Genomic DNA, 24,419 nt, shown 5'->3' with positions numbered 1-24,419 from the left:
GGTCTGCTCCGTTCGGCTACAGGGTGCGGGCTTGGTAGGTCAGGGCGAGACCGACGTTGCGCAGGTCCTCCTTCGGACCGTCCACTGTGAACATCCAGCCCGGCGAGGCGAGCGTGCGGCCCGGCGTGGGCAGTAGCTGCCCCTCGGGCAGGGCCATCGCCGGGTCGCCGCCGAGCAGCAGCCGGGTACCGGTGCCGTCCGCCCGCTCGTACGTCGCGTAGACGCCGGTGACCTGCTGGCTCGCCAGGTCCGGGAACATCTCGGCGGTGAGCGGAAGGACGAGGCGCCCGTCCCCGTCCGACAGGAAGGCGCTCCACTCCTGCGGGAAGTCGCGGGCCAGGTCGAACAGGCGTGCCGCGGGCCGCGGCCGCAGCATGCTCCGGACCGCGTTGGCGAACGCCTCACCGCCCTGCTCCGCCGTGTACTTGACGGTGAAGACGACGTCGAACAGGCCCCGTACCGGCCGGCCGTGGTGGTCAAGGCTCCACCGGGAAACCGCGCCGGTGCCCTCGAACGGCAGGTACCGGTCGTCGTCGAAGCGGGCGTCGAACAGGCCGTTGTTCTCCCGCCCGCCGTCCGGTTGGGACAGCGCGATCTGCTGGCCGGCCCGCAGGTCGCCGCGGACCGACGCCGGTGGTGCGCCCTGCGGGTCGAGCAGGTGCCGTACCGCCTGGGGGTCGGCTTCCAGCACTGTCTTGTGGGCGAGCTGGGTCAGCATGGCGTTCACGCCCAGCGGTTGCCCGTCGGCGTCCGCGAAGGTCACGGTCACCGTGCGGAGCTGGCGCCGGTAGTGGCCGGGGAAGTCGTGGTCGAACAGGGCCTCGGTCAGCGCGAACTCGCACCTGCCGCCGTCGCGCAGCCGCAGCAGCGCGATCGGGTCCAGCGCCCGCAGCGAGACCTGGCGGGTGATCTCCAGGCCGCGCCCGCCGGCGTCCAGGTGCGCCTTGCCGAGGCGTTCCAGGTCGAGCCAGAGCCCGTCACCGGCGAGCAGGCCGTTGCGGCGGCTCTGCCAGTGCGCCGGCCGGATGAACGTCGTGGCCTCGCCGGCGGTCAGCCCGCGCTCGAAGCGGTAGGCCTGCTCGGCGGCGCGCGCCATCTCGTACGCCAGGTGGTACGCCTGGAAGTAGAGCCCGGACAGGCTCGCGGCCATCCACCCGTACAGTTCGGCGTTTGTGAACTTGTCCTTCAGGAACGTCGCGACGGCCTCGCCGTGGGCGATCTCCCGTTCCAGGATCTCCGCCTCCTGCCGGGCGATCCGCACCTGTTCGACGGCGCCGGTGATGCGGTGTCCCAGCTCCGCCGCGTCGCTCTGCGCGGTGGCCAGCTGCAGCTCCCAGTCCTCGGCCGTCCGGGCGTGCTGCGCCTGGATACCCAGCACCTCGCCGAGCATGCTGAACATCTCACCCAGCGACTCGGAGACCTCGGACGCCTTGTCGATCGAGTCGCCGAGCTGCCGGCCACCGGTGTCGGTGCCGATGATGAACGGGCCGACGTAGAACTGCGGCACGGCGTAGGAGATCCCGGCCGCGACCTTCAGCACGCTCGCCGCCAGGTGGGCGTCCACGGCGCTGGACATGTTGTCGAGCTGCGCGTGTTCCAGCTGGGTCATGCCGGTGGCGATCAGGTTTTCGTAGTGGGTGGACCGTGCCCGCGCCTCGGCGAGGCTGACGGTCAGCTCGGCGTGGTTCTGCTCGGCCACGCTGATCTGGGCCTGCTTGACGTCCCGGGTCAGCGCGCGGATCTCCCGCTCCTGGCGGCCCTGCAGCAGGCTCAGCTCCTCCGCGCTGGCGCGCTCGAGGACGCCGAGCAGGTCGCTGCCGAACTGGCGCAGCTTGTCGACAAGCTCCTGGGCCCTGCGGTGCGTGAACGCGAACCGGTAGTGCGGTACGGCGGGCGGTGTGCTCGCGGCGGCCAGGTCCAGTCCGTTGCCGGCGGCCGCGCCGCGCACGAGGGCCAGCGGATCGATCGGCGGGGCGAACAGCGGCAGCGGCTGGCCGATGCCCATGATGTCCAGCGACTGCCGGATCTTCCGCAGCCGGTCCTCGATGCGCGTCCAGTACTCCTCGAAGAGGGTGTTCTCCGGGATCTGGAAGTAGGCATTGGCGACGCCGGCGTGCACCGAGCCCCCGCCCGTGGTCATCGTGCCGCCGGCGGTGAAGAAGCCGACCAGGTCCAGGTCGCCGCCGGCCGCGAGTTCCGCGAACGACTCCGACGGTGGCCGCAGCTGGGTGCCGAGGCGTTCCGGCCGCTCGCCGAGCAGGTCGTGGGCGAGCATGTAGAGCATCCGCGCCTCGTCGACGCTCTCCGGCGTGTACTGCCGGAACAGCAGGTCGGCCCAGTCGAGCAGGTTGTCGACGTAGCCCATGACGACCGCGCGGCGGTACGCCACCGGGCGCAGGTCGGCGACGGCGTACGGGTCGAACGGGTTGTCCCGGTACACCTTGAGCAGGGCGTCACGGTCGGCGGCCAGGTCGAGCTGCCGGACCAGCTCGGCCAGCAGGACCAGGTGCTCCTGGAGGGCGGCCAGCGCGTCGCGCTGTGCCGCGGTGAGGTCGGCGAGGGCCACCAGCGCGGCGACCGCGGTGTCGACCTGCTCGCGCGGCTGCCGCCCGGTGACGGTCGCCAGGGCGAGCCGTTCCCGCTCGGTCGCCGGGTCCCGGTTCTGTGCGAGCGCCGGTGCCAGCGCCCGCAGGGCGTCGACGACCGGACCGAGCGCGGTCGCCACGCCGCCGGCCGGCAGGTCCACATCGGAGAGCCGGTCCAGGTCGTGGTCGAGGGCGGCGGCCAGCGCCCGCGGGTCGACCGCGAGGAAGGGCAGGAACCGCCAGTACGAGCCGGGGTTGGTCGGATCGAAGACGTACTCGTACCAGCGCCGCGCGTCCTCGAACCGCTGCGCGCCGTTGAGCGCCTGCGCGATCAGCAGCGGAGCGTGGAAGAAGATCTCCCAGTAGTAGAGGCCGTTGGCGTTGCCGAAGTCAAGGTGCGAGCCGGTCGGCAGCCGGTTGGCGTCGACCAGCTCGGGCCGCACCCGGATCGCGGACGTGGCGGTCTCGTCGGTGGTGACGGTGACCTCGTCGGTCTCCTGTGTGGACAGGGCGAGCAGCGCGGGCAGGCCACCCGCGAGCAGCCGCCGGTTGAGCGTCGAGGCGGTGCCTGTGGTGAGGCGGATCATCTCGAACGGGAGCGCGGCGTGCTCGTACGGCCGGTTCACGCCCACGGTCTTCGGGTACCGCACGTAGCCGCCGCCGTGGAACAGGTAGAGGTCGGTCGCGGTGGTCAGCGCGGCGTCGAAGGGTGGCAGGTCCGCGCCGGGCAGGTCTCCCCAGGCGCCGGCGGCCGCACGCAGCTCACCCATGTCGGCGGGTTCCTGGTCGATGCCGAGGTGCGTGTACCCGTCGCCGGCGAACAGGTACACGGTGCTGTCGCGGCGGAACGCGGCCTCGACCGCCACCGGCAGATCCTCCGGGTAGCCCGGGTCGACGAAGTAGGGCACCGTCCCGCCGTCGAGGGTGTACCGCACGTACTGCGCCCCGGTGGTCAGGTAGAGGTGGTCGGCGGTGGCCCACGCCGCGTCGACGTCCTGCGTCTGCGCGAGCGCGGTCGTGCCGTACGTGGGCCGGGTGACGCGGTTGCCGGCCCGGTCGATCTCGTAGAAGTCCTCGCCGTCGCCGAAGTAGTACATCCTGCCGTCCCGCCACACGCCCGCGGAGATGGTGAAGTCGGTCGGCAGGTCGTCGTTGTTGGGGGCGAGCGGCAGCACCTTGCGCTGCTGTGAGGACCCGCCACCGCCGCCGGTGCGGCGCCAGAAGCGGACGTACCACTGGCCGGAGATGAGGTATGTCGCCTTCTCGGTCACGACGGCGGCGTCCACGGTGCCGAACTGCTCCGGCTTGCCCGAGCGGGGCCAGAGCCCGGCCGCGACACTGCGCGTGGTGACGGGTTCCGGCGTCTTTCCCTCCGCCTCGGCGGCAGCGGCCGCGGCGGCCGCCGCGGCGAGGTCCGTGGAGGTGACGAGGCGGTCGCCGGTGTTGTCGAGGAAGTACTCGACGCCGTTGGGCGCGGTGAACGCGACGTCCAGCCGCTCCCATCGGGGCAGGGTGTCGGGGTTGTCCCGCAGCGGCCGCGGGTAGCCGGCGTCGGGGTCGCCGAACGGCACGCCGGTGAACCGCACGTACGTCTCGCCGGAGAAGACGAACGTCTGGTCGCCGCGGAACAGCACCGAGTCGACAGTGCCGGCCGCGGTGAGCGGGCTCGGCACGCGTCCCCAGCGCGGTGCGATGGGTCCACCGCCGGTCACCAGCGCCTCGCCGGCCGCGGGCGGCGGCCCGATGTGCAGGTACGTGTTGGCCGTGTTGTCGAAGAAGTAACGGTCGCCGCTGGGCAGCTCCACGGCCGCGTCGACCGCCGGCCGGTCCGGCAGCCGCTCACCGTTGGGTGCCAGGGCGGTCGTGACCAACTCGAGCGGCTCCACCGCCGCCGCGCGGCACAGGAAGCTGCCGCCCTTGTGGTCGACGCTGAACCACAGGTCCGAGCCGGCCGGGGCGTCGAAGCGCACGACGTCGCCCTCCCCCACCGGGTCCACGAAGATGCGCGCGACGCGTTCGGCGGCGGCCTCGGTGCGGTCGGCCTCGAGCGCGGTCGCCTCGGCCACGAGCGCGGCGGTCTCGGTCGCCGCGTCGCCGGTCGCGAGCAGGTCCTCGGCGTACAGCTCGGGGTTGAGCTCGAACAGGGCGTTGCCGGTCCGCGTGGTGGGCTCCGCGGCGCCTTCACCCTTCGCGGTCACCGTGTACGCGCACGACACGACGATCGACATCTGGTCGGCGGTCTTCATGCGCGGCAGGAGCAGGAGCGTGGCGCCGGAGATCGTGCCCTCCTCGCGGACCCCCGTCCCGAGCGTCTGCGCCGGTACCCACTGCTGGTTCAGGTTTTGGAAGGAGTAGTGGATCCGGATCCGCTGGGCGCGGCCGCGCCCGGAGATCACCTGGCCGTCGGGGGCGGAGCGGGCCACGACGGAGGTGGTGTTCGGGTCGTCCTCGGTCACCGGTTCGGGCACCGCCCAGAAGACGAACACCCGGCCGAACGCGTGCACGGGGTGCACGTGGTCGGCGTCGATCCGCACGTCGACCGGCTGCCAAGGCTCCCAGGAGGCGGACAGCTTGGCCCGGTCGGCGAACTCGGCGCGCCGGTGGTAGTAGCGGCGCGGGGCGGTCCTGGTCCGGCCGAACAGCACCAGCCGCCGCGGTCCGTCCGGCAGCTGGTCCTTCGTGTACACGTAGCCGCCGGCGATGGCCAGCCGGGACACCTCGGTGTACTCGTCGAGGTAGCGCCTGTACGCGTTCTCCACACCCTCGGCGGTGATCTCGCCGCGCAGCAGCTCGTCCTCCAGCGCGTGGAAGGCGTTGGTCTTGGTCGGGCGCAGCTCCGGGCGAAGGACGTTCTCCGGGTAGAGGAAAGCCCGGCGGTTGGCCTCCCAGACCCGGTAGTTGCGCATCCAGCCCCACCACTGCTTGACCCGCTGCCGGGTCTCCTCGTCGCCGCCGGCCAGTTCGAGGCCGAGCAGGTACCGGTGGATGAACAGCTGGGCCGCCGCGATCGCCTCGCGGATGCGGGAGGTGGTGCCCCGCGCGCCCATGTCGACGTCGAGCAGGTGGCGGACGAACAGGTCGCGGGAGGTTTCGCCGCTGTCGCCGAGCACCGCGGCGACGAGCACGTCGCGCTTGCGCAGGTTGAGCTCGTCGTGCAGCCGCCGGGCCAGCGCGGGCCACCGCTCGGCTCCGGTGCGCCGGGCGAGCAGGGTGTGCAGCGCGTCGGCGGCCGCGCCCGCGTCGCCGTCCCGGTGCAGCGGCGACCAGAGCGCGGCGTGTACCTGGGACGGCGGGGTGCCGAGCCGGGCCGCGAGTGCGAACACGTCGCTCAGCGCGGCGAGGAACTCCAGCTCCAGCCGGTCGCCGTCCGCACCGTCCGGCCCGCCCTCGCCCACGCCGGTGAACAGCCGGCTGTTGCGCCGGCACCACTTCAGCTCGCCGGCGTCCCAGCCGAAAAGGTCGGCGAGGTGGCGGTACGGGTCCGCGACGACGCGCGGATCGGGCAGCAGGAAGGTGGCCAGGCCGCCGTCGCTGTCCGGGTGGGTGCGGGCCAGCTCGGCGAAGCGGGCGATCGTGCGCAGGTCGCTGAGCCGGTAGTCGGCCGCGTCGGTCCAGCGGTGCCGGAACGGCTGCGGGTACGTGCCGTCGACGGCGCTGTACCCGTCGCCGGAGTAGCGCACGTACTCGTCGCCGCGCGCGAGGTAGGTGCGCCCGGCGAACCGGAACGCGCCGTCGACCCGCTGCTCGAACCCATCCGGCAGGTCACCCCAGCTGTCCTCGATCCGCCTCGGGTAGCCGGGCTCCACTGTGTCCAGTGCCAGCGGCGCGTACCGGACGTACTGGGAGCCGGCGAAGGCGTACAGCTCGCCGGTCGCGGCCACGAAGGCGGCGTCGAGGCCCGCCCGCTCGGCGCGGAAGTCGTTCTGTACGGTGCCCCAGCCCTCGATCGAGCCGGGCGTGACGGCACCGTCCTTGATGGACACGACCTGTTCGCCGGCGAACAGGATCGTCCGCCCGTCGCCGGTCTCGAACGCCGCGTCGATGCCGTCGTGGAAGGCTTCCGGCAGCGCCGGTACGCCCAGCTCGCCGGGCAGGCCGGCGGCGATCGTGCGCGGGTGTGCGTCGTCGGCCCGGCCGTAGTCGCCGCCGGTGTAGCGCACGTACTGGTCGCCGGAGAACAGGTAGGTGTGCTCGCCGAGGACCAGGGCGGCGTCGACGCGGCCCCGCTCGGCGACGTTGTTGCGGGCCTGGCCGAGCCGCGCGATGTCGTACGCCGCCGCCAGCTCGCCGGAGACCGCGTGGCAGGTGCGGCCGACGAACAGGTACACGGTGCGCTCGTCGGCGACCGCGGCGTCGACCATCGCCCGGCCGCCGGCGGCGAACCGCTCCGCGAGGTCGTCCTCCACCTCGGCGGGGAGCGCGGCGAACGCCTCCTCCGAGCGGATGTTCCCGACGATCTGCTTGGGATAGCCGGGGTCGGCGTAGCGGTAGTCCGGGCCGCTGTAACGCACGTACTGGTCGCCGGAGAACAGGAACGTGACGCCGCGGTGCACCAGCGCCGCGTCGACGATGTCCTCGCCGGTGCGGGTGAGGAAGTTGTTGCGGGTACGGGCCCACCGGGCGCGGATCGGCTCGCGGGCGGCGGCGGACCGCCCGTCGTGGCGGATGAAGTCCTCGCCGTCGAAGAAGTAGGTCGCGCCGTCGCGGCCGGTGAACGCGGCCGTGAGCGCGTCGAGGCGGCCGGTGCCGGGCCAGATCCGCGCGATCGGGCGGGGCGCCGACCAGGTGCCGGCGGCGTCGTTGTGCGCCAGGCAGTCCTCGCCGATCAGCAGCAGGGTGCTGGTGCCGCTCGCCAGCACCGCCGCCGGCATCGTGAAGCCGGCGGGGCGGTCCCGTTCGGGTACCTCCCAGAAGCTGGCGTCGGTCGTGCGGGGCCGGTCGTGGTCGGGGCGGCTGTAGTCGGCGCCGGAGTACGTGACGTAGCGGATGGCGCCGGTCGCGTCAGCCGGTTCGAAGAGGTGGGTGACGCCGTCGCGCACGTACGCGAGCGCCACCCGGGTCAGCCCGCCCCAGTGCTCCGCGACGGGCCTGGCGTCGCCCTCGACCTCGGCGTCGAGGTAGGTGTCGCCGGCGTACACGACGAACTGGTCGTCGCGGAACACGTAGGTGCGGCCGTCCGTGCCGACGAAGGCGGCGTCGACGGCGCTGTCGTGGAAGATCGTGTTGCGCGGCCGGCCCCACTCCTCGGCCAGCGGGTACTCCCGGCCCAGGTCGGCGTTGTAGCAGGAGGTGCCCTGAAACAGGTAGGTGTTGCCGTCGACGCCGCGCAGCACCGCGTCCAGCCCGGTCCGCCAGCTGACGGGGACCCGGCGCAGGCTCCGCGGGCGCACCGGGTCGCGCGCGACGGCGGTGCCCTCCAGCGCGCTGTACCGGTACCAGCCGCCCGGATGCTCGACGCAGACCTCGCCGTCGTCGACGTAGGCGCAGCCCACGACGTCCTGGGCCAGGTCGTCGTAGCGGCGGTGGGCGGACTCGGACACCACATGGCACGTGTCGCCGCTGAACAGGTAGACGCTGCCCCGGTCGGCGAACGCCGCCGAGACACCCGGCAGGCTCACGCGCAGGTTGCCCAGCCTCGGCTCCTGGGACAGCGCGCTCAGCGCGCGGGGATAGCCGATGTCCGCGGTGGCGCCGGCGGCCGCACCGGTGTACCGGATGAACTGGTCGCCGGAGAACAGGTAGGTGTGCCGCGCGCCGTCCTCGCCGTCGAGGACGAGCACCGCGTCGACCCTGCCGGTGCGGGCGAGGTTGTTGGCGACCTTGCCCCAGAACGGCGTGACCGCCGCCGGGTACCGGTCGTCGAGCCTGGTGTAGTCGGCGGTCGAGTAGCGCGCGTACCGGCCGCGGTGGAACAGGTAGGTGCGGCCGTCGGTGCCGACGAAGGCCGCGTCGACGCCGCCGAACGGGAGGCTGTCCCAGTGCTGCTCCAGCGTCCGGGGCTCGGACCACCAGCGGCGCTTGTTGTCGAAGACGAGGAACTGCCCGCCGGAGAAGAGGTACGTGCGGTTGTCCCGGCCGGTCAGCACCGCGTCCACGCGGGCGAAGGCGGCGCCCTCCTCGACCAGGTCCTCGGGCAGGTTCCACCAGTTGTCCGACATCGGGCGCGGGTACCCGGGGTCGGGCACCGCGTAGTCCGGCGTGGAGTAGCGGACGTGGAACGCCATCTCGGTGGCCGGGTCGCAGCGCACCTCCAGCCGGTCCTCGTCGACCCGCAGCAGCCGCAACGCGATGCCGTCCTCGGCGGTGACCTGCCACAGCGGGTCCTGGCCGGTGACCGGCGCGCCGTCGGCGACCGTCACGCCGTGCGCGAGCAGCCGCTGGCCCAGGTCACGCGGCAGCCGGCCGGCGTCGAGATCCTCGTCGCGGTGGCCGATGGACACGTCGAACAGCAGGCCGGCCGCGCCGAACAGGTACGTCGCGCCGTCCTGGACGAACGCGGCGTCGACCCGGCGCAGCCCCGCCCAGTCGCCGTCGATCCGCCGCGGGTAGCCGAGGTCCACAGTGGAGTAGTCGGTGCCGGAGTAGCGGATGTAGGTCTCGCCGCTGAACAGGTAGGTGTGCCCGTCGACGCCGGCCAGCGCGGCGTCGACGGTGCCCTCGGGCAGGGCGGGCGGCAGGTGTCCCCACCGCGAGGCGGTCGCGACCACCGCCGGGTTCGCACTGTCGAGCGCGACCGTCCGCCCGTCCTTGAACAGGTGCACGACGTGCGCGTCGTCGGCGAAGGCCGCCTCCACCCCGCCGTCGAACTCGGCCGGCACGTGTTCCAGGTGTGCGTCGATCCGGCACGGGTACCCGTCGTCGACCCGGACACCGGCGGACTCGATGCCGGCCGTGTACCGGGCCACCTGGTTGCCGGCGAAGACGTACAGCGCCGGACCGTCCACATAGGTGGCGTCCACCCGCTCGGCGCCGGCCAGCGCGTTGGCGGTCGTGCCCCAGGTGCCGGCGATCGGCTGTGCCCCGGCACCGTCGCGTACCGGCAGGAAGCTGTCACCGGCGAACAGGTACGTCGTGCCGTCCAGCCCGTGGAAGGCGGCGTCCAGCGACGTGCGGAAGCGCTCGGGCAGCGGGGCGGTACGCCGCTCGGTCTCGGCCCAGTCGACGATCTGCCGCGGGTAGCCCTCGTCGACGTACTCGTGGTCGTCGCCGGCGTACCGGACGTACTGGTCGCGGTGGAACAGGTAGGTCCGGCCGCCCTCGTCGACGAACGCGGCGTCGATCCGCCGCGCGCCGTCGAACGCGTTCGCCACCACGCCCCACTCGTGTACCCGCCGCAGCCAGCGGGGGCGGCCGGGCTCCCGGACGAACGTGTGCGGCACACCCTCGCCGTCGCGGCCGACGATCCACTCGGCGCCGGCCGCGTCGGCGAACGCGGTGTCCACAGTGGCCAGCTGGCCGAGTGCCGGCGACAGGTCCGCCAGCGACCTCGGCCGGTCGTCGAGCAGGGCGTGCGTCGCGGCGGAGTACACCCACACGTCGGCGCCGTGGAACACGTACACGTTGCCGTCGGCGCTTTCCAGCAGCGCGTCGATCCGGTCGGCGCCCGGCGGCAGGGCCAGCGGCTCGGGGTACTTGCCGGTCAGGTCCTGGTCGCGGAACGCGAGCGTCACCTGGTCGGCGTCCAGGCCGACCGTCGTGGCGAAGCGGGCGAAGCCGCGCATCCGCCGCAGCGCGCGGCGCGGGTACGGGTCGTCGGCGACCGCGGCGGGGTCGGCCAGCAGCGGCTCCACCAGCACGTCCAGGGCACGGTCGAGGTCACCGGCGACGGCCGCGCAGATCGCCTGTACGGTCGCGGCCGGCACGCCGAGCCCCTCCCTGAGGTACTCGACAAGCGTCGCGTGCTGCGCGGTCGCGAGTCGCTCCAGCACGCCGGTGATGTGCGCGGTACCGGCGACGGTCTCGGTCGCGGCGGCGTGCAGCAGGTGGAAGATCTCCACCCGGAAGTCGACCAGACCGGGCAGGCCGAAGTCCGCGGCGTGCGGGGCGTGCGCGAAGTACGCCAACCGCTGCGGGGCGACGCCGAGCGCCTCGGTGAGGTGGCCGGCCTCGACGAGCTGGGCCAGCAGGCGGCGGCGCTCGTCGTCGGTGAACCCGAGCGCGGTCAGGGCCGCCGGATCCACCCGGAACGGCCGGCCGTCGGCGAGGATCACCCGGAGCTGGTGGGCGATCGTGGCGTTCTCGGCGGCGGTGAAGCCGTCCAGGCCGAGCGCGGCGTCGGGGTCGGCGACGAGGGCGGCCGCCTCCTCGGTGAGCCGCCCGTCGCGCAGGTGCCGCGCGGCGAGCCGGTCCGCGACCCGCTGGGCGGCGGCCGCGTCGGCCAGGCCGTGCAGGTCCTCCGGGGCGAGTGCGCCGGACCGGCCGGCGAGGTCCAGCAGCAGGGCGTGCACCCCGTCAGCGAGGTCGGCGAGGTCGGCGTCGACGGCGAAGGCGGTCCGGTTGCCGATCGTCGCGAAGAAGCCCGGGTCCAGCACCTCACCGGTCGAGGTCAAATATCCGTTGTGGACGAGGTTGTCGTACAGCTCGGTGCGTTCGGCCTCGCTCATGCCAGCGAGGCTGGCCAGGTCGGACGGGTAGAAGGCCGGCTGTTCGCTCCCCTCGCAGAGCTTGCCCACCAGGTCGAAGAGCATGTCCTGGTATGCGGCGAAGTCGCCGCGAAGGCGCAGCTCCGCGGGCGTGGCGGGCACGCGCTCCACCACGACCGCGCCGCCTTCGCCGAGGTAGCCGGCGAGCGTGAGGTTCGTGTACGCCTTGGCGGCCAGCCGGTCACCGAGTCCCAGGCCAAGGAAGTCGTTGGCGGCGACCGCGCTCAGCTCCGCCAGCGCGGTGCGTGCGGCGGCCTCCCGCAGCGGCGGGTCGACGCGCAGCAGCGACCCGCCGCGCCCGGCGCCGGCCGCGGCGTCGGCGATGACGTCGCGGATGACCTGTGCCGCCCGCTCGCCGAAGCGCTCGGAGCCGAACACGGCGGCGGCCGGCGCGATCGCTTCGAAACGCGCGCGCAGGCCGTCCAGCAGGAGCCGGTCTTCCGCGCCCTCTCCCGCCGCACCGCCCAGGATGCCGGCCAGGTCGGTGGCGGTCAGGCCGGTCGCCCGCATCCAGCGCACCACGGCCAGCAGGGTTTGTACGAGCCACAGGCCCGCGTCCGGGCCTTCGGCACCGGCGAGCACCAGGTCGCCGCCGGCGTTTGAGGCTCCGCTGTCGACGAGGACGGGGAAGGTCGTGTACCGCTTCATGGACGGGTCGCTGTCCAGGACGTCGAGCAGGGCGAACAGCTCCGTGACGGAGATGTCCAGCGCCGCGGTGAGCCGGCCGACCCGGTGCAGCAGCGACAGCTCGGCAAGGCCGGCTCCGGTGCGGCCGAACAGGCCGGCGGGGCCGCGCTCGCGGGCACGGGTGACGACCGCGGCGAGGTCGTGCGCGGCCAGCCCCACGGCGGCGCCCACCCGCCGCCGGTACTCCGCGTTCACCGGCGCGAGGATGTCGCCGGTGCAGCGCAGCTCGGCCAGGCCGGCGTAGTCCGGAGGCGGCATGCCCGGCCCGCGCAGCACGGTGCCGTCCAGCGCCGCGAAGGGCACGTTGAAGACCCGGTTGAACAGGTCTGCCGGTGCCGCGTCGCCGACGCCCAGCGTCTCGATCGGGGCTACCAGGCTGGCCACCACGTCGACCGGCAGGTCGAGCTCCCGGCGCAGGTGGCTGACGACCGCGAGCGCCCGGACGGCGGCCAGGTCGAGCCGGTTGCCCGCACACGCCCGCAGCACCCGATCGAGCTCCACAAAGGACATTCCGGTGCGGCGGGCCAGCCGGATGAACCGGCTGGCCCGGTCGAACCAGGCGACCGGCACGGATCCGGTGCCGCCGGCGAGCACCAGGCGCCGCTCGTCCGCGTCGAGCGACACGACCTCGCCGCCCTGGTGCACGAAGAAGGCGGCCGCCGCGTCCCGCTCGCCGGCGCCGAGCTCGCCGTACACAAGCTCGCGCAGCTCTGCCTGGGTCAGGCCGGCGGCGCGCCGGAACCGGTCGGCGTCGGCCAGCGCGTCGAACGCCTCGCCGCCGCCCAGGTTGTACTGCTCACGCAGCGCCTGGCCACCGTCGAGGGCGGTGGTCACCATCGTCACCTCGGCCGCGGTGAGCCCCAGGTGTTCGCGGGCGACGACGTCCGGGTGGGCGTGCGGCGCGAACCGGCGGTACAGCTCGACCGGGTCGACGCCCAGCTCGCGCAGGCACTGGCGCAGCCGCTCGTGGGCGAGGGAGAACGGCGCGAGGAACGGGTACCGTGCCGCGGCGAGCCGCGCGAACGGGTCGGCGCCGCCACCGACCCGCTCCCCCAGCACCTCGTTGACGATGTCCAGGTACGGCACCTCGGTGAAGCTCGCCCGCGCGTCGAGCAGCACGCGGGCGAGGTCGGGCCGCCGGTCGCCGAGCCGCTCGGCGCCCTCGGGCACGCCGGTGGCGCAGTCCTCGGCCAGTTGGAGGAGGTCGGCCAGGTAGGCCGCCGGGGAGTACACCGACCGCGCCTCGTCGACGATCGGCACGTCGAGCTCGCCGAAGACCTTGTCGTGACTGGGCAGCGATTCGTCGCGGTGCATGCTTCCTCCAGCGGGATCTCCGGCGTCGAGTCAGACGCAGGAGCCGGTGGAGGCGCGCGATGATGCAAGGTGTCGGCTTCCGGATGACTCACTTAAGCCACAGCCGACGATCATGTATCCGGACGTCCCCGGTGGCTGTCACGGCCGGGACGGGGCGGTCGGGTCCTCGGGCCACGCGTGACGGGGGTAGCGGCCGCGCAGCTCGGCGCGTACCCGCGGATAGCCGGTGCGCCAGAACGATTCCAGATCGGCCGTGACCGCGACCGGGCGCCGCGCCGGTGACAGCAGGTGCAGCAGGACGGTCACCCGCCCGTCCGCGATCACGGGCGCCCGCTGCCAGCCGAACGCCTCCTGCACCCGCAGCGCCAGCACCGGCGCCTGCGGATCGGCGTAGTCCACCCGCAGCCGTGACCCGCCAGGCACCAGCAGCCGCTCCGGCGCCACCCGGTCCAGCGCCGCGGCCTGCGGCCAGGGCAGCAGCCGCCGCAGGGCGGTGGCGACGTCGACGCGTTCGAGGTCGGCTCGGCGCCGCGCGGCGTGCAGCTCCGGACCCAGCCATTCCCCGGCCGTACGCAGCAGGGCGTCGTCGGACACGTCCGGCCACGGGGCGCCGAGCGCGTGCCGGCAGAACGCGAGCCGCTCGCGCAGCCCCCGCGCGTCACGGTCCCACGGCAGCAGCGGCAGGCCCTCGCGGCGCAGCCCTTCCAGCAGGGCACGGTCGAGCGCGTCCCGGTCCGGATCGGGCAGGGGCCGCTCGACCAGCGTGACCGCGCCGAGCCGCTCGAACTCGCGGGCGACCACGTCGCCGCCGGACCAGGCCACCTCCTGGCCCCGCACCAGGTGGCCCGCGCCGGCCACCCGCGCGGTCGCCTCGTCGATCGCGGCGGCCGACCGGATGCGTGCCGCCGGCTGGCGCGGGTCACGGTCCGCGACGGCGATCGCCAGCCAGGCGACACCCGCCAGCACCGACCCCGGCGCGAGGTTCGCGGCGGTCCCACCGACCATGAGGTACTCCGTGCCGCCCGGCTGCCGGACCCGGGCCAGCCGCTCCGGGTACGCCAGACCGACAACCAGCCCGGCGGCCAGGTCGTCCGTCAGCTCCGTCCTCGGCCAGTCACCGGCCTCGGCGCGCAGCCGGCGCACCTCTGTCTGCCACTGGCGGTCGCCGCTGCCACGCTGCTGGCGCCACACCGCGACGAGATCCTCGCCGGCCGCCTGCTCGGTGAGCAGCGCGACGATCTGCGCGGCCCGGTCGGCGCCGACCGCCGGCGCGCCGTCGAGCAGTGCCCGGGCCAGCCGCGGGTGCGCGCCGACAGCGGCGATCGCGCGCCCGCGCGCGGTGACCCGACCGCTGTCCTCGACCGCGCCGAGCGCGCGCAGCGTCCGGGCCGCGGCCCGCATCGCACCGGCGGGGGCTTGTCCGGCAGCGCCAGCCCGCCGCCGTCCGGGTCTCCCCAGCAAGCCAGGTCGAGCGCGAAGCCGGTCAGGTCGGCCGCCGCGATCTCGGGCTCGGGCTGGGCCGGCAGCCGCTCGTGCTGCGCCGGCGACCAGCAGCGGTACACCACGCCGGGCGCCTCTCGCCCGGCCCGGCCGGCGCGCTGGTCGGCGGTCGACCGCGACACCGGCACGGTGACCAGCGTGCCCAGCCCGCGGGCCTGGTCGGTGCGCGGCACCCGGCTCAGGCCCGCGTCGACGACGACCCGGACGCCGGGCACGGTCAGGCTGCTCTCGGCGACCGCGGTGGCCAGCACGACCCGCCGCCCGGCGCCCGGCCGCAGCACTGCGTCCTGGGCGGCGGCGTCCAGACGGCCGTGCAGCATCAGCACGGTGAGGTCGGCCAGCCGAGAGGCGACCGCCCTGATCTCACCGGCGCCGGGCAGAAACACCAGCACGTCACCCTCGCGCTCGCTCCACGCCCGCCGCACCGTGGCGGCGACATGGTCCAGCAGCCGCGGGTCGACGCGCAGGCCGAGCGGCGCGTCCACCGGCCGGGGTGGCGGCGTCCACACCACGTCGACGGGGTGTGAGGCCTCCTCGGCCACCACGACCTCCCCGGCGCCCAGCGCGCGGGCCACCGCCACCGGGTCGGCCGTCGCGGACATCGCGAGCAGCCGCAGGTCGGGCCGGAGCGTGGCGCGTACGTCGACGCAGAAGGCCAGGGCCAGGTCCGCGTCCAGGTGCCGCTCGTGACACTCGTCCAGGATCACCGCGCCGGTGCCGGGCAGGTCGGGGTCGCGCTGCAGCCGCCGTACGAGCACGCCGGTGGTCACCACCTCCACGCGGGTCGCCGCGCTGACCCGGCGATCTCCCCGAACGGTGTATCCCACCTGCCCGCCGACCCGGTCCCCGAGCAGGGCGGCCATCCGCCGCGCCGCCGCGCGGGCAGCGATCCGGCGCGGCTCCGCGACCACGACGCGGCCCGGTATCCGCTCCATCAAGGCCAGCGGCACCAGCGTCGTCTTGCCGGCACCCGGCGGCGCCACAAGGACGGCGGCGCCCCCGTCTTGCAGGGCGTCGCCGACCGCGGGAAGCACCTTCTCGACAGGCAGCACCACGCCATCCTGCTCCAACGGACGGTGGATCGGGCCTACCTCGCGGGAGGTTCCTGGTCCGCCGGCTACACCTTCACAAGGTGGACCCCGTCCGACTCAGGCGGCTGAGCCAGCCTCGAGCGTCCTCCAATCCAACCTCGTTCTCAGCAGCACTGGCGATGCCAGTCAGATCTTCGGCTGCGATCCGGCGAGCGAAATAGTCGGCCTGCACAGCCCACCGGAAACGCAACATCGCCAGCAGGCCACGTTCGACCTCGACCCGCGGAACAATCCCATCGTCCAGATACGCCTCCACCAAGGAACCCGCGCGGCCCGGGCCCCCGACATACATCACCGCCGACGCCAGGTCGTACAACAGCGGCCCGGTCATGGCGGTGCTCCAGTCGATCAAACCGCAGACTCCACGTGCACGGTCCAACCGGAACGCCTGCGGAGCCGGATCGGTATGCAACAGACCCCGCGACAGCGACGGTGGATCAAGCTCGTCGTACGCAGCGACACCCGCGGCCACAGCATCCCGAACCCACGGGCGAATCCCCAGGTGCTCGCCATCCGGATCGACCCAGTGGAATCGATCAGCAACGGCAACCGACACCTCGCAAAGCGCAGCGTGCACCCGAGCGAGGGTCGCGCCGATCAGCCGGTGATCGCCTAGATCTGCCCCCGACAGTTCCTCACCTGGAACCCAGTCCAGCAACGCCACGGGACGTCATCGACATCAACGACAAACTGTCCCTGCCGGGTGGCTACCGGGGCTCCCGCTGGAATCCCGGTTGCTTCAAGTGCAGACGCCACCGCCAGACCCGCAACGAAGGAGCGGCGCGAAGCCGGAACGACCGCCTTGGCGACCCAGCGCTCACCACCCACGCTGACGAACCACGTCGCCGAGTTCATCCCGCCGTTGTGGACCTCTACCGTCGGGTCCGCCAAACCCCACGAATCCGCGAGGCACGCGCGGAGCCTCACATCACTAATCACATGTCGAAGTCAAGCAGCCGCAACCCTGGCCGGCTACCGACTTCTACGACGGCACAGCCGCCTGGCCAGACAACCGAGCGCCTAATCGTCGCGGACGGTCGAAAGTGGAGAATCAGGTCCTACGAGCCGGGGCTCTTTTCCGCGCCCCTGGATTCCAGGAACGCCTCGATGGCCTCGACGACCAGGCGGTGATCGTCGAGTTGGGGCAGGCCCGAGACGGTGACGGTGCCGACCGGGCCGGTGCCCTTGACGATGATCGGGAAGCAGCCGCCGTGCGCGGCGTACAGGGCCGGTTCGAGGTGGGGCTCGGCGTCGAAGGTGGTGCCCCGGTCGCGGTAGCTCTGGCCCACGAGGTACGAGCTGTGTCCGAACCGGCGGACGACGCGGATCTTCCGTTCGATCCAGTCGTCGTTGTCGGGCGACGTGCCCGGCAGCGCGTAGTGGAAGAGCTGGTGGTCGCCGCGGCGGATGTCGACGGTGACCGGGAGGCCGCGCTCCCTGGCCAGCCGGACCAGAAGGTTTCCCAGCTCCCAGGCGTCGTCATGGTCAAAGCGGTCGAACTGGAGGCGTTCCTCCTGCTCGCGAAGCTCCGGTGTCACGGCGTACCGCCCTCTCCGTCGATCGTCGAAACGATCTAACCAGAGGACGATCCCGGGAGCTTTGAGAAAGGCGGCGTGGCCGTGTTTGCGGTGGACCGTCCACGCCGCCACCCGCCAACCCTACCTCATGAGACGAGATCGCGTCTCGCTGGGCGCAATCGATCCACCTTACGTGACGCTCTCTTCAGCCGCCCCTTGGACAGTCCACAGCAGACGCCGAGCAGCAAGCCGGCGAGGTTGACGATCGTGAACACAGCCTCCACATGCGACTGTGGTGCGGCGCGAGGGACGACGAGGATCACCAGGCTGAGCACGTCGCCGAGGAGCGCGGCGGCTCCGGTGAGCGAGGCGAGCAGCGAGAGCACGCCGGTACGGGACACGAGGGCCTCCGGGGAGTGAGGGCATCAGTGGGCCGGGCTCCTTCGCCCGGCACCGCCCCAGACAGCGGCCCGCCCCGGAAACCGACAGGCCGGCGCAAGATTTTTTCCCTCGGCTCCGCCGGCACTTACCGCGAGCCGACAGACCAGCGGACCGTGGCCGATCACGCACCGGACACTGGCCGCCACGGGGAGTGCTTACCGGATCCGGTACCGGAACGATTTGCCGTGCCGCCCGGAAAGTTGGTGACCGTGATGCTCGACGGAGCTGAAGCCGAGGATGTGCCGGATCGGCTCGCCCCGCTGATCGAGCGCCTCGCCACGCAGGACCTGGACGCGGCGACCGCCCAGGAACTGACGAACGCCGTGCACCAGGCGGTCCACCCGCTGTGCCTGAGCATTCTCGCCAGTGTGGAAGCGGCGTACGAAGCCGAGCAGGAGACGTGGCGGCGGCTGCTGGAGCATCTGCGCCGCCGCGACCCGGCCGCCGGGCCGATCGTCAACGGCACCGCCTACATCCGGAAGATCACCCGCAACGTGTGCCACGACCTCGGTCGCGGCATCAGTGACCGGCGCCGCGAGGTGCCGGTCGTCGACCACCTGGGACACGCCCGGGCTCTGCGGGTCGAGACGCACCACGACGACACCACCGTGGTACCCGGCGGGGCCGACCCGGCCGCCGCCGCCTTCGGCTACCGCTCCCGCCGGGTGCTCGAGGAGCTGGCCGGCCTGTCCCACCAGGAGCGCATGGTCCTGTGCCTGCGCCAGCAGGGCCGGTCGTACGGCGAGGTCGCGCAGGTCCTGGGCGGCGGGCTGAGCGCCGCCACCGCGCAGACCCAGGGCGAGCGGGCGATGCACCACCTGCGCGGCCGGGCGCATGTCACCGTGTGGCTCCAGGAGCCGACGACCGCGTGGACGTCTCCGCCGTGCCCGCGGCTGGCCGAGCTCAAGGCCGAGGTGTGGCAGCGCGTCTCGGCGGGTGCCGAGGTGACCACGACGCTGTACCGCGAGATCGGCAAGCACCTGGACCCGAGCCCCAACCGCACGGGCGGGCGCGACGGCGCCTGCCGGATCTGCGACCCGGAGCGCAAACGCTCCGAGGTCATCTACTGGTGGCTGATCGTCACGCTGCCGCCGCTGCTGGCGCTGCCGCAGGTACCCATGCCGGAACCCACGGCCCGCCACCGGCACGAGGAACCTGCCGACGGCGGTCGCGACCGGCGGCCCAGGCGCCGGCGACGGCGCGGCAAGCTGCGCCCCCGCATCGCCGGACTGGTGGCCGCCGTGGCGGTGGTGGCTGTCGCGGCGGTGGTGCTCGCGGCGGGGCTCGACGTGCCACCGTTCGGCACGCGCGGCCAGCCCCGCACCGCGGCCGGCGAGGTGGGCGCGACAGGTGCCGGCCCGGCCGCGGCGCCGGCCGCGCTGGCCCTCCCCCAGCCGTGCGCGCTGGTCACGCCCGGCGAGGTGGCGTCCGCGACGGGCTGGCCGGCCAACCCGTGCACGCCGTTCGCGGGTACCACCGACGACGCCATCCTCCAGCGCCCCGGCGTGCGCGGCTACTTCGCGCCGGACGTCGGCCGGCTCGAGATCAACGCGTTGTTCCTGACCGCTTTCGACCTCGGCGCGCAGCCGGAGGCCGCGTTCGCGGACATGCGCGGCAAGCTCCAGGCCGCATACCCGAGCGGCACCGGCGGGATCAGCTCGGGCACGGTGCCGGGCCTCGGCGACGAAAACGTGTTCGTGCGGATCGTGTACGAGGACGGGCGCGACCACATGAGCACGCTGCTGCTCCGGCGGGCCAACATCGCCCTGGAGCTGCAGATGATCGCGGGCGGCGCCGCCGGCGCGGCGCTGGAGGCGTGCACCGCGCTCGCCCCGGCCGCGGTCGGGCGCATCGGCTGAGAAACGGGTGGAGGCGGCTCGACGGCCACCGATACCGTTTGGCGATGCGGCCCGTGCACGGTCGCGGCGCACATGACACCGTTCGGCAGCGACCTTCTGCTCCTCGGCGTCTGGGGCGGGCTGACCGGCGCGGTGCGCGACCTCGTCGCGCACGAGCACGCCGGGCGCGCCATCACCTACCTCGCCACCTCGCCCGACGGGCGCTGGCTCGCGGTGCTCAGCCACCGCACGCAGCAGACATTGTTCGAACGCGGCACCGAGGACGACGGCCTGGTCCGCGTCTACGACCCGCACACCGGCCACTGCCTCGCCGAGACCCGCACCCACGAGAGCGTCCCCGGCCCGACCGGCTGCCGCTGGAGCCGGGACGGCACCGCCCTGTACGTCTACGGCCACAAGGGCCTGCACGGCTACACCTGGCTGCCGCCGGCCTGACCGGGCTGCACCCATCCGCCCCCGGGTTCGTACCGAATTACTCGTGTTGAACCTGAACTGGGTGGATGCGAGGCGCGTGGATGGGGCAGCAGCAGGAGCGTCGTCGGCAGCGGGTGAGACCGCTCGCGGCAGTACCGGAACCGGCCGGTGAGCGGCCGGACCTGGATGGGCTGCTCAGCGCCGTCGGCCGAGGCGACGAGGCCGCGTTCGGGCGGCTGTACGAGCTTGTCTCACCCCGGGTGTACGGCCTGGCGCGCCGGGTGCTGCGGGATCCGGCCCAGGCCGAGGAGGTCGCGCAGGAGGTGCTGGTGGAGGTGTGGCGCACCGCTGCCCGCTTCCAGCCCGGCCGGGGTTCGGCCGTCAACTGGGTGTTCACGATCGCGCACCGCCGGGCCGTCGACCGCGTCCGCGGCGAGCAGTCGCGCGTCGAGGTCCTGCGGCGGGTGGCGGCCGGCTCGGCGCAGACGCCGTACGACCACGTCGCCGAGGAGGTGGGCGACCGCCTCGAACGGCAGCAGGTCCACCGCTGCCTCGACGTGCTCACCGACCTGCAGCGCCAGGCCGTGACGCTGGCCTACTACGGCGGACACACCTACCGCGAGGTCGCCGAGCTGCTGCACGTCGCCTTGCCCACCGTGAAGACCCGGATGCGGGACGGGCTGATCCGCCTGCGCGACTGCCTCGGCGTGGAGGTGCCCTCATGATCACCGTGGACGTACACGCCCTGGGCGGCGCCTACGTGCTGGACGCCGTCTCGGACCTGGAACGCGCCGCGTTCGAGCGGCACCTCACCGGCTGCGACGCCTGCCGCACCGAGGTGGCCGAGCTGCGCGAGACCGCCGCGCGGCTCGCCGACGGCGCCTGGTCGGCGCCCCCGCCCAGGCTGCGCGAACAGGTGCTGGCCAAGGTGCGGCAGACCCGGCAGGAGCCGCCCCGGCTGACCGGCCCGCGGCAGCGCCGGGTGGGCTGGCGTCACCGCGGCGCGCTGGCCGCCGCGGCGGTGGCGCTGGTCGCCGGCGGGGGCGTCGGCGGATACCTGGCGCAGCAGCCGCGGGTGGCCGAGCAGCGCGACTCCGCCCAGGCCGCGCGCGAACAGGCCGCGGCGATCGGGGCCGTACTGTCCGCACCGGACGTGCGGCTGCGCTCCGGCGACCGGCTGAGCGTCGCGGTGTCCCCCAGCCGCGACCAGGCGGTGGTGGTCGCACAGAACCTGTCCGACGCCGGACCGGGCCGCATTCACCAGCTGTGGCTGATCCGGGGCAACCAGCCGGTGCCGGCGGGCCTACTCTCCCGCGGCCCGGTGCTGCTCGGCCCCGTCCGCGGCGTGGACGCGCTCGCGGTCACCGTCGAGCCTGCCGGCGGCTCACGGGCACCCACCTCGTCTCCTGTCGCCGTCGTCCGGCTCAGCTGATATCGCGCATTAAAGACAAACCAATCCAACCCCTCTTTCGGTACGAATCCCTCACGCACAGCAATACCCAATGAAAGGGATTCTTGTCATGCGCGCACGTACCCTGGTCGCCTTCGCGGCGGCCGCCACCTTTGCCCTGTCGACGGCCGCCTGTGGCGACAGCGACGACACAAGCGACATGGGCGCGGCCGCCACCACCGCGGCCGCGGCGTCGCCGACGCAGGCGATGGCCGGCATGGACGGCGACGAGTTCGGCAGCGGCTGCGCCGCCGTCCCCACCGACCCGTCCAACGCCGGCAGCTTCGAGGCGATGGCCAAGGTGCCCGTCGCCACCGCCGCCTCCGGCAACCCGATGCTGTCCACATTGGTCACCGCCGTCCAGCAGGCCGGCCTCGTCGACTCGCTCAACACCGCGCCGGCCCTGACCGTGTTCGCGCCCACCAACGACGCGTTCGCCAAGATCCCGAAGGCGGACCTCGACAAGGTGTTGGCCGACAAGGCCACGCTGACCAAGATCCTCACCTACCACGCGGTGCCGCAGAAGCTCGCCCCCGCGCAGCTCGCCGGGACGCACACGACCCTCGAAGGCAGCGAGCTCAACGTGACCGGCAGCGGCGAGGACTTCTCCGTCGGCGACGCCACGGTCGTCTGCGGCAACGTGCAGACCGCCAACGCCACCGTCTACATCATCGACACCGTCCTCATGCCGACCGCCTGACACCCCGTCGAGGCACCGCGCGGCCGGGCAGTACGCCACCGTCCATCGGCCCGGCCGCGCGGCCGAACCTGGAGGCCCGCCATGCGGATCCCACGCTTCGTGACCGCCGCCGGCTACGGCGTGCTCGCCGCCGTCGCCGGCCTGGCCGCCGCGGAACTGGCCGCGGCGATCCTGCGGCCGGAAGCCTCCCCGCTCATCGCGGTAGGCGGCGCCGTCATCGACGCCACTCCGACGCCGGTCAAGGAGTACGCGGTCCGCACGTTCGGCACCGCCGACAAGCCCATCCTGCTGTGGACGATCCGCGCGGCGCTGCTCGGCGCCGCCGCGACGGTCGGGATCGTGGCCGCCCGCCGGCGCCGCCTCGGCCTGGTGCTGGCCGCCGCGCTCGGCCTGGCCGGTGCGGCCGCGGCGCTGGCCCGCCCCGCCGCCCGGCCCGCGGACGCGATCCCCTCGCTGGCCGGCGCCGCGGTCAGCGTCGCCGTCCTGGCGTACCTGACCCGCCCGGCAGCCGCCCGCGCGGCCCGACCGACGGCACGCGGCGCCGGCTGCTGACCGCGACGGCACTGGTGGCCGGTACCGCGCTGGCCGGCGGCGGCGCCGCGATCCTGCGCCGGCAGCGCACCGGCGACGCGGCGGCCGCGCGCGAGGCGGTCCGCCTCCCGGCGCCCGCCAAGCCCCTGCCGGCCTTCCACGCTCCCGGCTTCTACACCGCCAACGCGGACTTCTACCGGGTCGACACCGCCCTGACGGTCCCCCGCGTCGACGTCGACGGGTGGCGGCTACGCCTGCGCGGCATGGTCGAGCGGCCCGTCACGCTCACCTTCGCCGACCTGCTCGCCCGGCCGCTCGCCGAGCGGGACATCACCCTCAACTGCGTCTCCAACGAGGTGGGCGGCCCGTACGTCGGCACCGCCCGGTGGCTCGGCGCCGCCCTGTCCGACCTGCTGCGCGAGGCCGGTATCCGGGCCGGCGCCGACCAGCTCGTCGCCCGCTCCACCGACGGCATGACCATCGGTACCCCGATCGAAACGATCATGGATGGCCGGGACACCCTGCTGGCCGTCGGCATGAACGGCGAGCCGCTCCCCTGCGCCACGGCTTTCCCGTGCGCATGCTCACCCCCGGCCTCTACGGCTACGCCGGCGCGTGCAAATGGGTCACCGAGCTGACGGTCACCCGCTTCGACCAGGTCGACGCCTACTGGGTACAGCGCGGGTGGGCGGCCACCGCATCGGTCAAGACGGCCTCCCGCATCGACCGGCCCACGCCGTTCGCCACCCTCGACCCGGGACCGGTCACGATCGCCGGCGTCGCGTGGGCACAGCACCGCGGCATCGCCGCCGTCGAACTGCAGGTCGACGACGCTCCGTGGACCCTGTGCGAACTGCTCCCCGTCCCGTCCGTCGACACCTGGGTCCAATGGCGACACACCTGGAACGCCACCGCCGGCGGCCACACCATCCGGGTCCGCGCCACCGACGCGACCGGCGACACCCAGACGCCGGAACGGGCCGCACCCTTCCCCGACGGCGCCACCGGCTGGCACACGGTCGCCGTCACCATCCGGTAGCCGGTTCGCCATCGACTGCCGGAGAGGTGGGTGGCTGTGACCGCACCCACAATGCCGCTGATCTGGGGCATGCTGCCTGCCGGCGGCGGCGACTGAGCGGCGACCCACCGTCCGTGCAGCGCGGGCGCCCATGGCCGCACGCTGTGGCCGCGTCCCTGGGTGGGCCGACGGTCCACAATGGAGCGCGTGTTGAAAGAGCAGTTCCCTGGGGTGCCGGCGAGGTCACGCACCTGGGCGAGGGTGAGTTCTCGGGCAGGGGCGCCCAGGTGATGGCGACCACGATGGACCCGGCCTGGACGCCGCCGTGCGCGAGCATGAACCCAGCGGTGCCACAGGCGCCTGCGCCCTCCGGCCCGGCCACCTCCGGGCCCGCGCCGTCCGAGCAGTCGGTGCTTCCACCCGCCGCCGTTGGCCCGCTCCTGATCGTTCGGCACTCGTACCGGAATGGTTCCATCTCCGGCCCGTCGAGCGGCTGCGGCCCCCGCGACCAGCGGCCTGCACCAACTCCCGGAAGTCCTACTCGTCGGTGTAGGCACCACTGGCGTCGCCGCATTCGCGGTTCTGCTCGTCCCCACAAGTACTTGCCCTGGACCGTGGAGATCGATGCGTGGGCCAAGGGCGGCGACCAGTACCTCGGCGACCACCCGCG

At 73.5% G+C, this 24,419-nt stretch carries 10 protein-coding genes and 2 pseudogenes; 7 read left to right on the top strand and 5 right to left on the bottom strand.

The features are described 5' to 3' along the window. Positions 1-16: 16 nt before the first annotated feature. The 5 genes and pseudogenes from Phou_RS30750 to Phou_RS30730 form a co-directional block, all read right to left on the bottom strand. Positions 17-13,228: a Tc toxin subunit A-related protein gene (locus Phou_RS30750; protein ID WP_173062379.1), complete on the bottom strand. Its 13,212-nt coding sequence runs from the start codon at positions 13,226-13,228 to the stop codon at positions 17-19. A 138-nt stretch (positions 13,229-13,366) separates the two neighbouring features. Next, positions 13,367-15,810, bottom strand: a pseudogene (hrpB, locus tag Phou_RS30745) (ATP-dependent helicase HrpB). 43 nt (positions 15,811-15,853) lie between these two features. Continuing rightward, the gene (locus Phou_RS30740) at positions 15,854-16,483 is read right to left on the bottom strand and encodes a phosphotransferase enzyme family protein (protein ID WP_173062376.1); all 630 of its coding nucleotides are present in this window, start codon (positions 16,481-16,483) and stop codon (positions 15,854-15,856) included. 394 nt (positions 16,484-16,877) lie between these two features. Further along, entirely contained in the window at positions 16,878-17,357 is a 480-nt protein-coding gene (locus tag Phou_RS30735; RefSeq protein WP_173062373.1) for a heme-degrading domain-containing protein, read from the bottom strand. Positions 17,358-17,482: 125 nt separating this feature from the next. Further along, the gene (locus Phou_RS30730; protein ID WP_173062370.1) at positions 17,483-17,737 is read right to left on the bottom strand and encodes a hypothetical protein; all 255 of its coding nucleotides are present in this window, start codon (positions 17,735-17,737) and stop codon (positions 17,483-17,485) included. Positions 17,738-17,989: 252 nt separating this feature from the next. Between Phou_RS30730 and Phou_RS30725 the strand changes: the two genes are divergently transcribed. From Phou_RS30725 to Phou_RS55780, 7 genes and pseudogenes are all read left to right on the top strand, one after another. Continuing rightward, entirely contained in the window at positions 17,990-19,636 is a 1,647-nt protein-coding gene (locus Phou_RS30725; RefSeq protein WP_173062367.1) for an RNA polymerase sigma factor, read from the top strand. A gap of 72 nt (positions 19,637-19,708) precedes the next feature. Next, positions 19,709-20,071 carry a hypothetical protein gene (locus tag Phou_RS30720; RefSeq protein WP_173062364.1) on the top strand — a complete coding sequence of 121 codons (363 nt, stop codon included), beginning with the start codon at positions 19,709-19,711 and terminating at the stop codon, positions 20,069-20,071. Between the two features lie 65 nt (positions 20,072-20,136). Then, positions 20,137-20,775, top strand: coding sequence for an ECF RNA polymerase sigma factor SigK (gene sigK / locus Phou_RS30715; protein ID WP_173062361.1), 639 nt, complete (start codon positions 20,137-20,139; stop codon positions 20,773-20,775). Beyond that, on the top strand, positions 20,772-21,482 hold the full coding sequence (locus Phou_RS30710; RefSeq protein ID WP_218579276.1) for an anti-sigma factor: 711 nt from the start codon (positions 20,772-20,774) through the stop codon (positions 21,480-21,482). Before sigK ends, Phou_RS30710 begins: the two co-directional genes overlap by 4 nt. 88 nt (positions 21,483-21,570) lie before the next feature. Further along, complete coding sequence (locus Phou_RS30705) at positions 21,571-22,200, top strand: fasciclin domain-containing protein (RefSeq protein WP_173062358.1); 630 nt, start codon at positions 21,571-21,573, stop codon at positions 22,198-22,200. A gap of 81 nt (positions 22,201-22,281) precedes the next feature. Then, positions 22,282-22,752, top strand: coding sequence for a hypothetical protein (locus tag Phou_RS53245; RefSeq protein WP_246273970.1), 471 nt, complete (start codon positions 22,282-22,284; stop codon positions 22,750-22,752). Between the two features lie 242 nt (positions 22,753-22,994). Further along, positions 22,995-23,770, top strand: a pseudogene (locus tag Phou_RS55780) (molybdopterin-dependent oxidoreductase). Positions 23,771-24,419 lie beyond the last annotated feature (649 nt).

Origin of the sequence: Phytohabitans houttuyneae (genome assembly GCF_011764425.1) — a bacterium.
Taxonomy (GTDB): Bacteria; Actinomycetota; Actinomycetes; order Mycobacteriales; family Micromonosporaceae; genus Phytohabitans; species Phytohabitans houttuyneae.
This window is presented reverse-complemented; position numbering and strand designations above follow the sequence as displayed.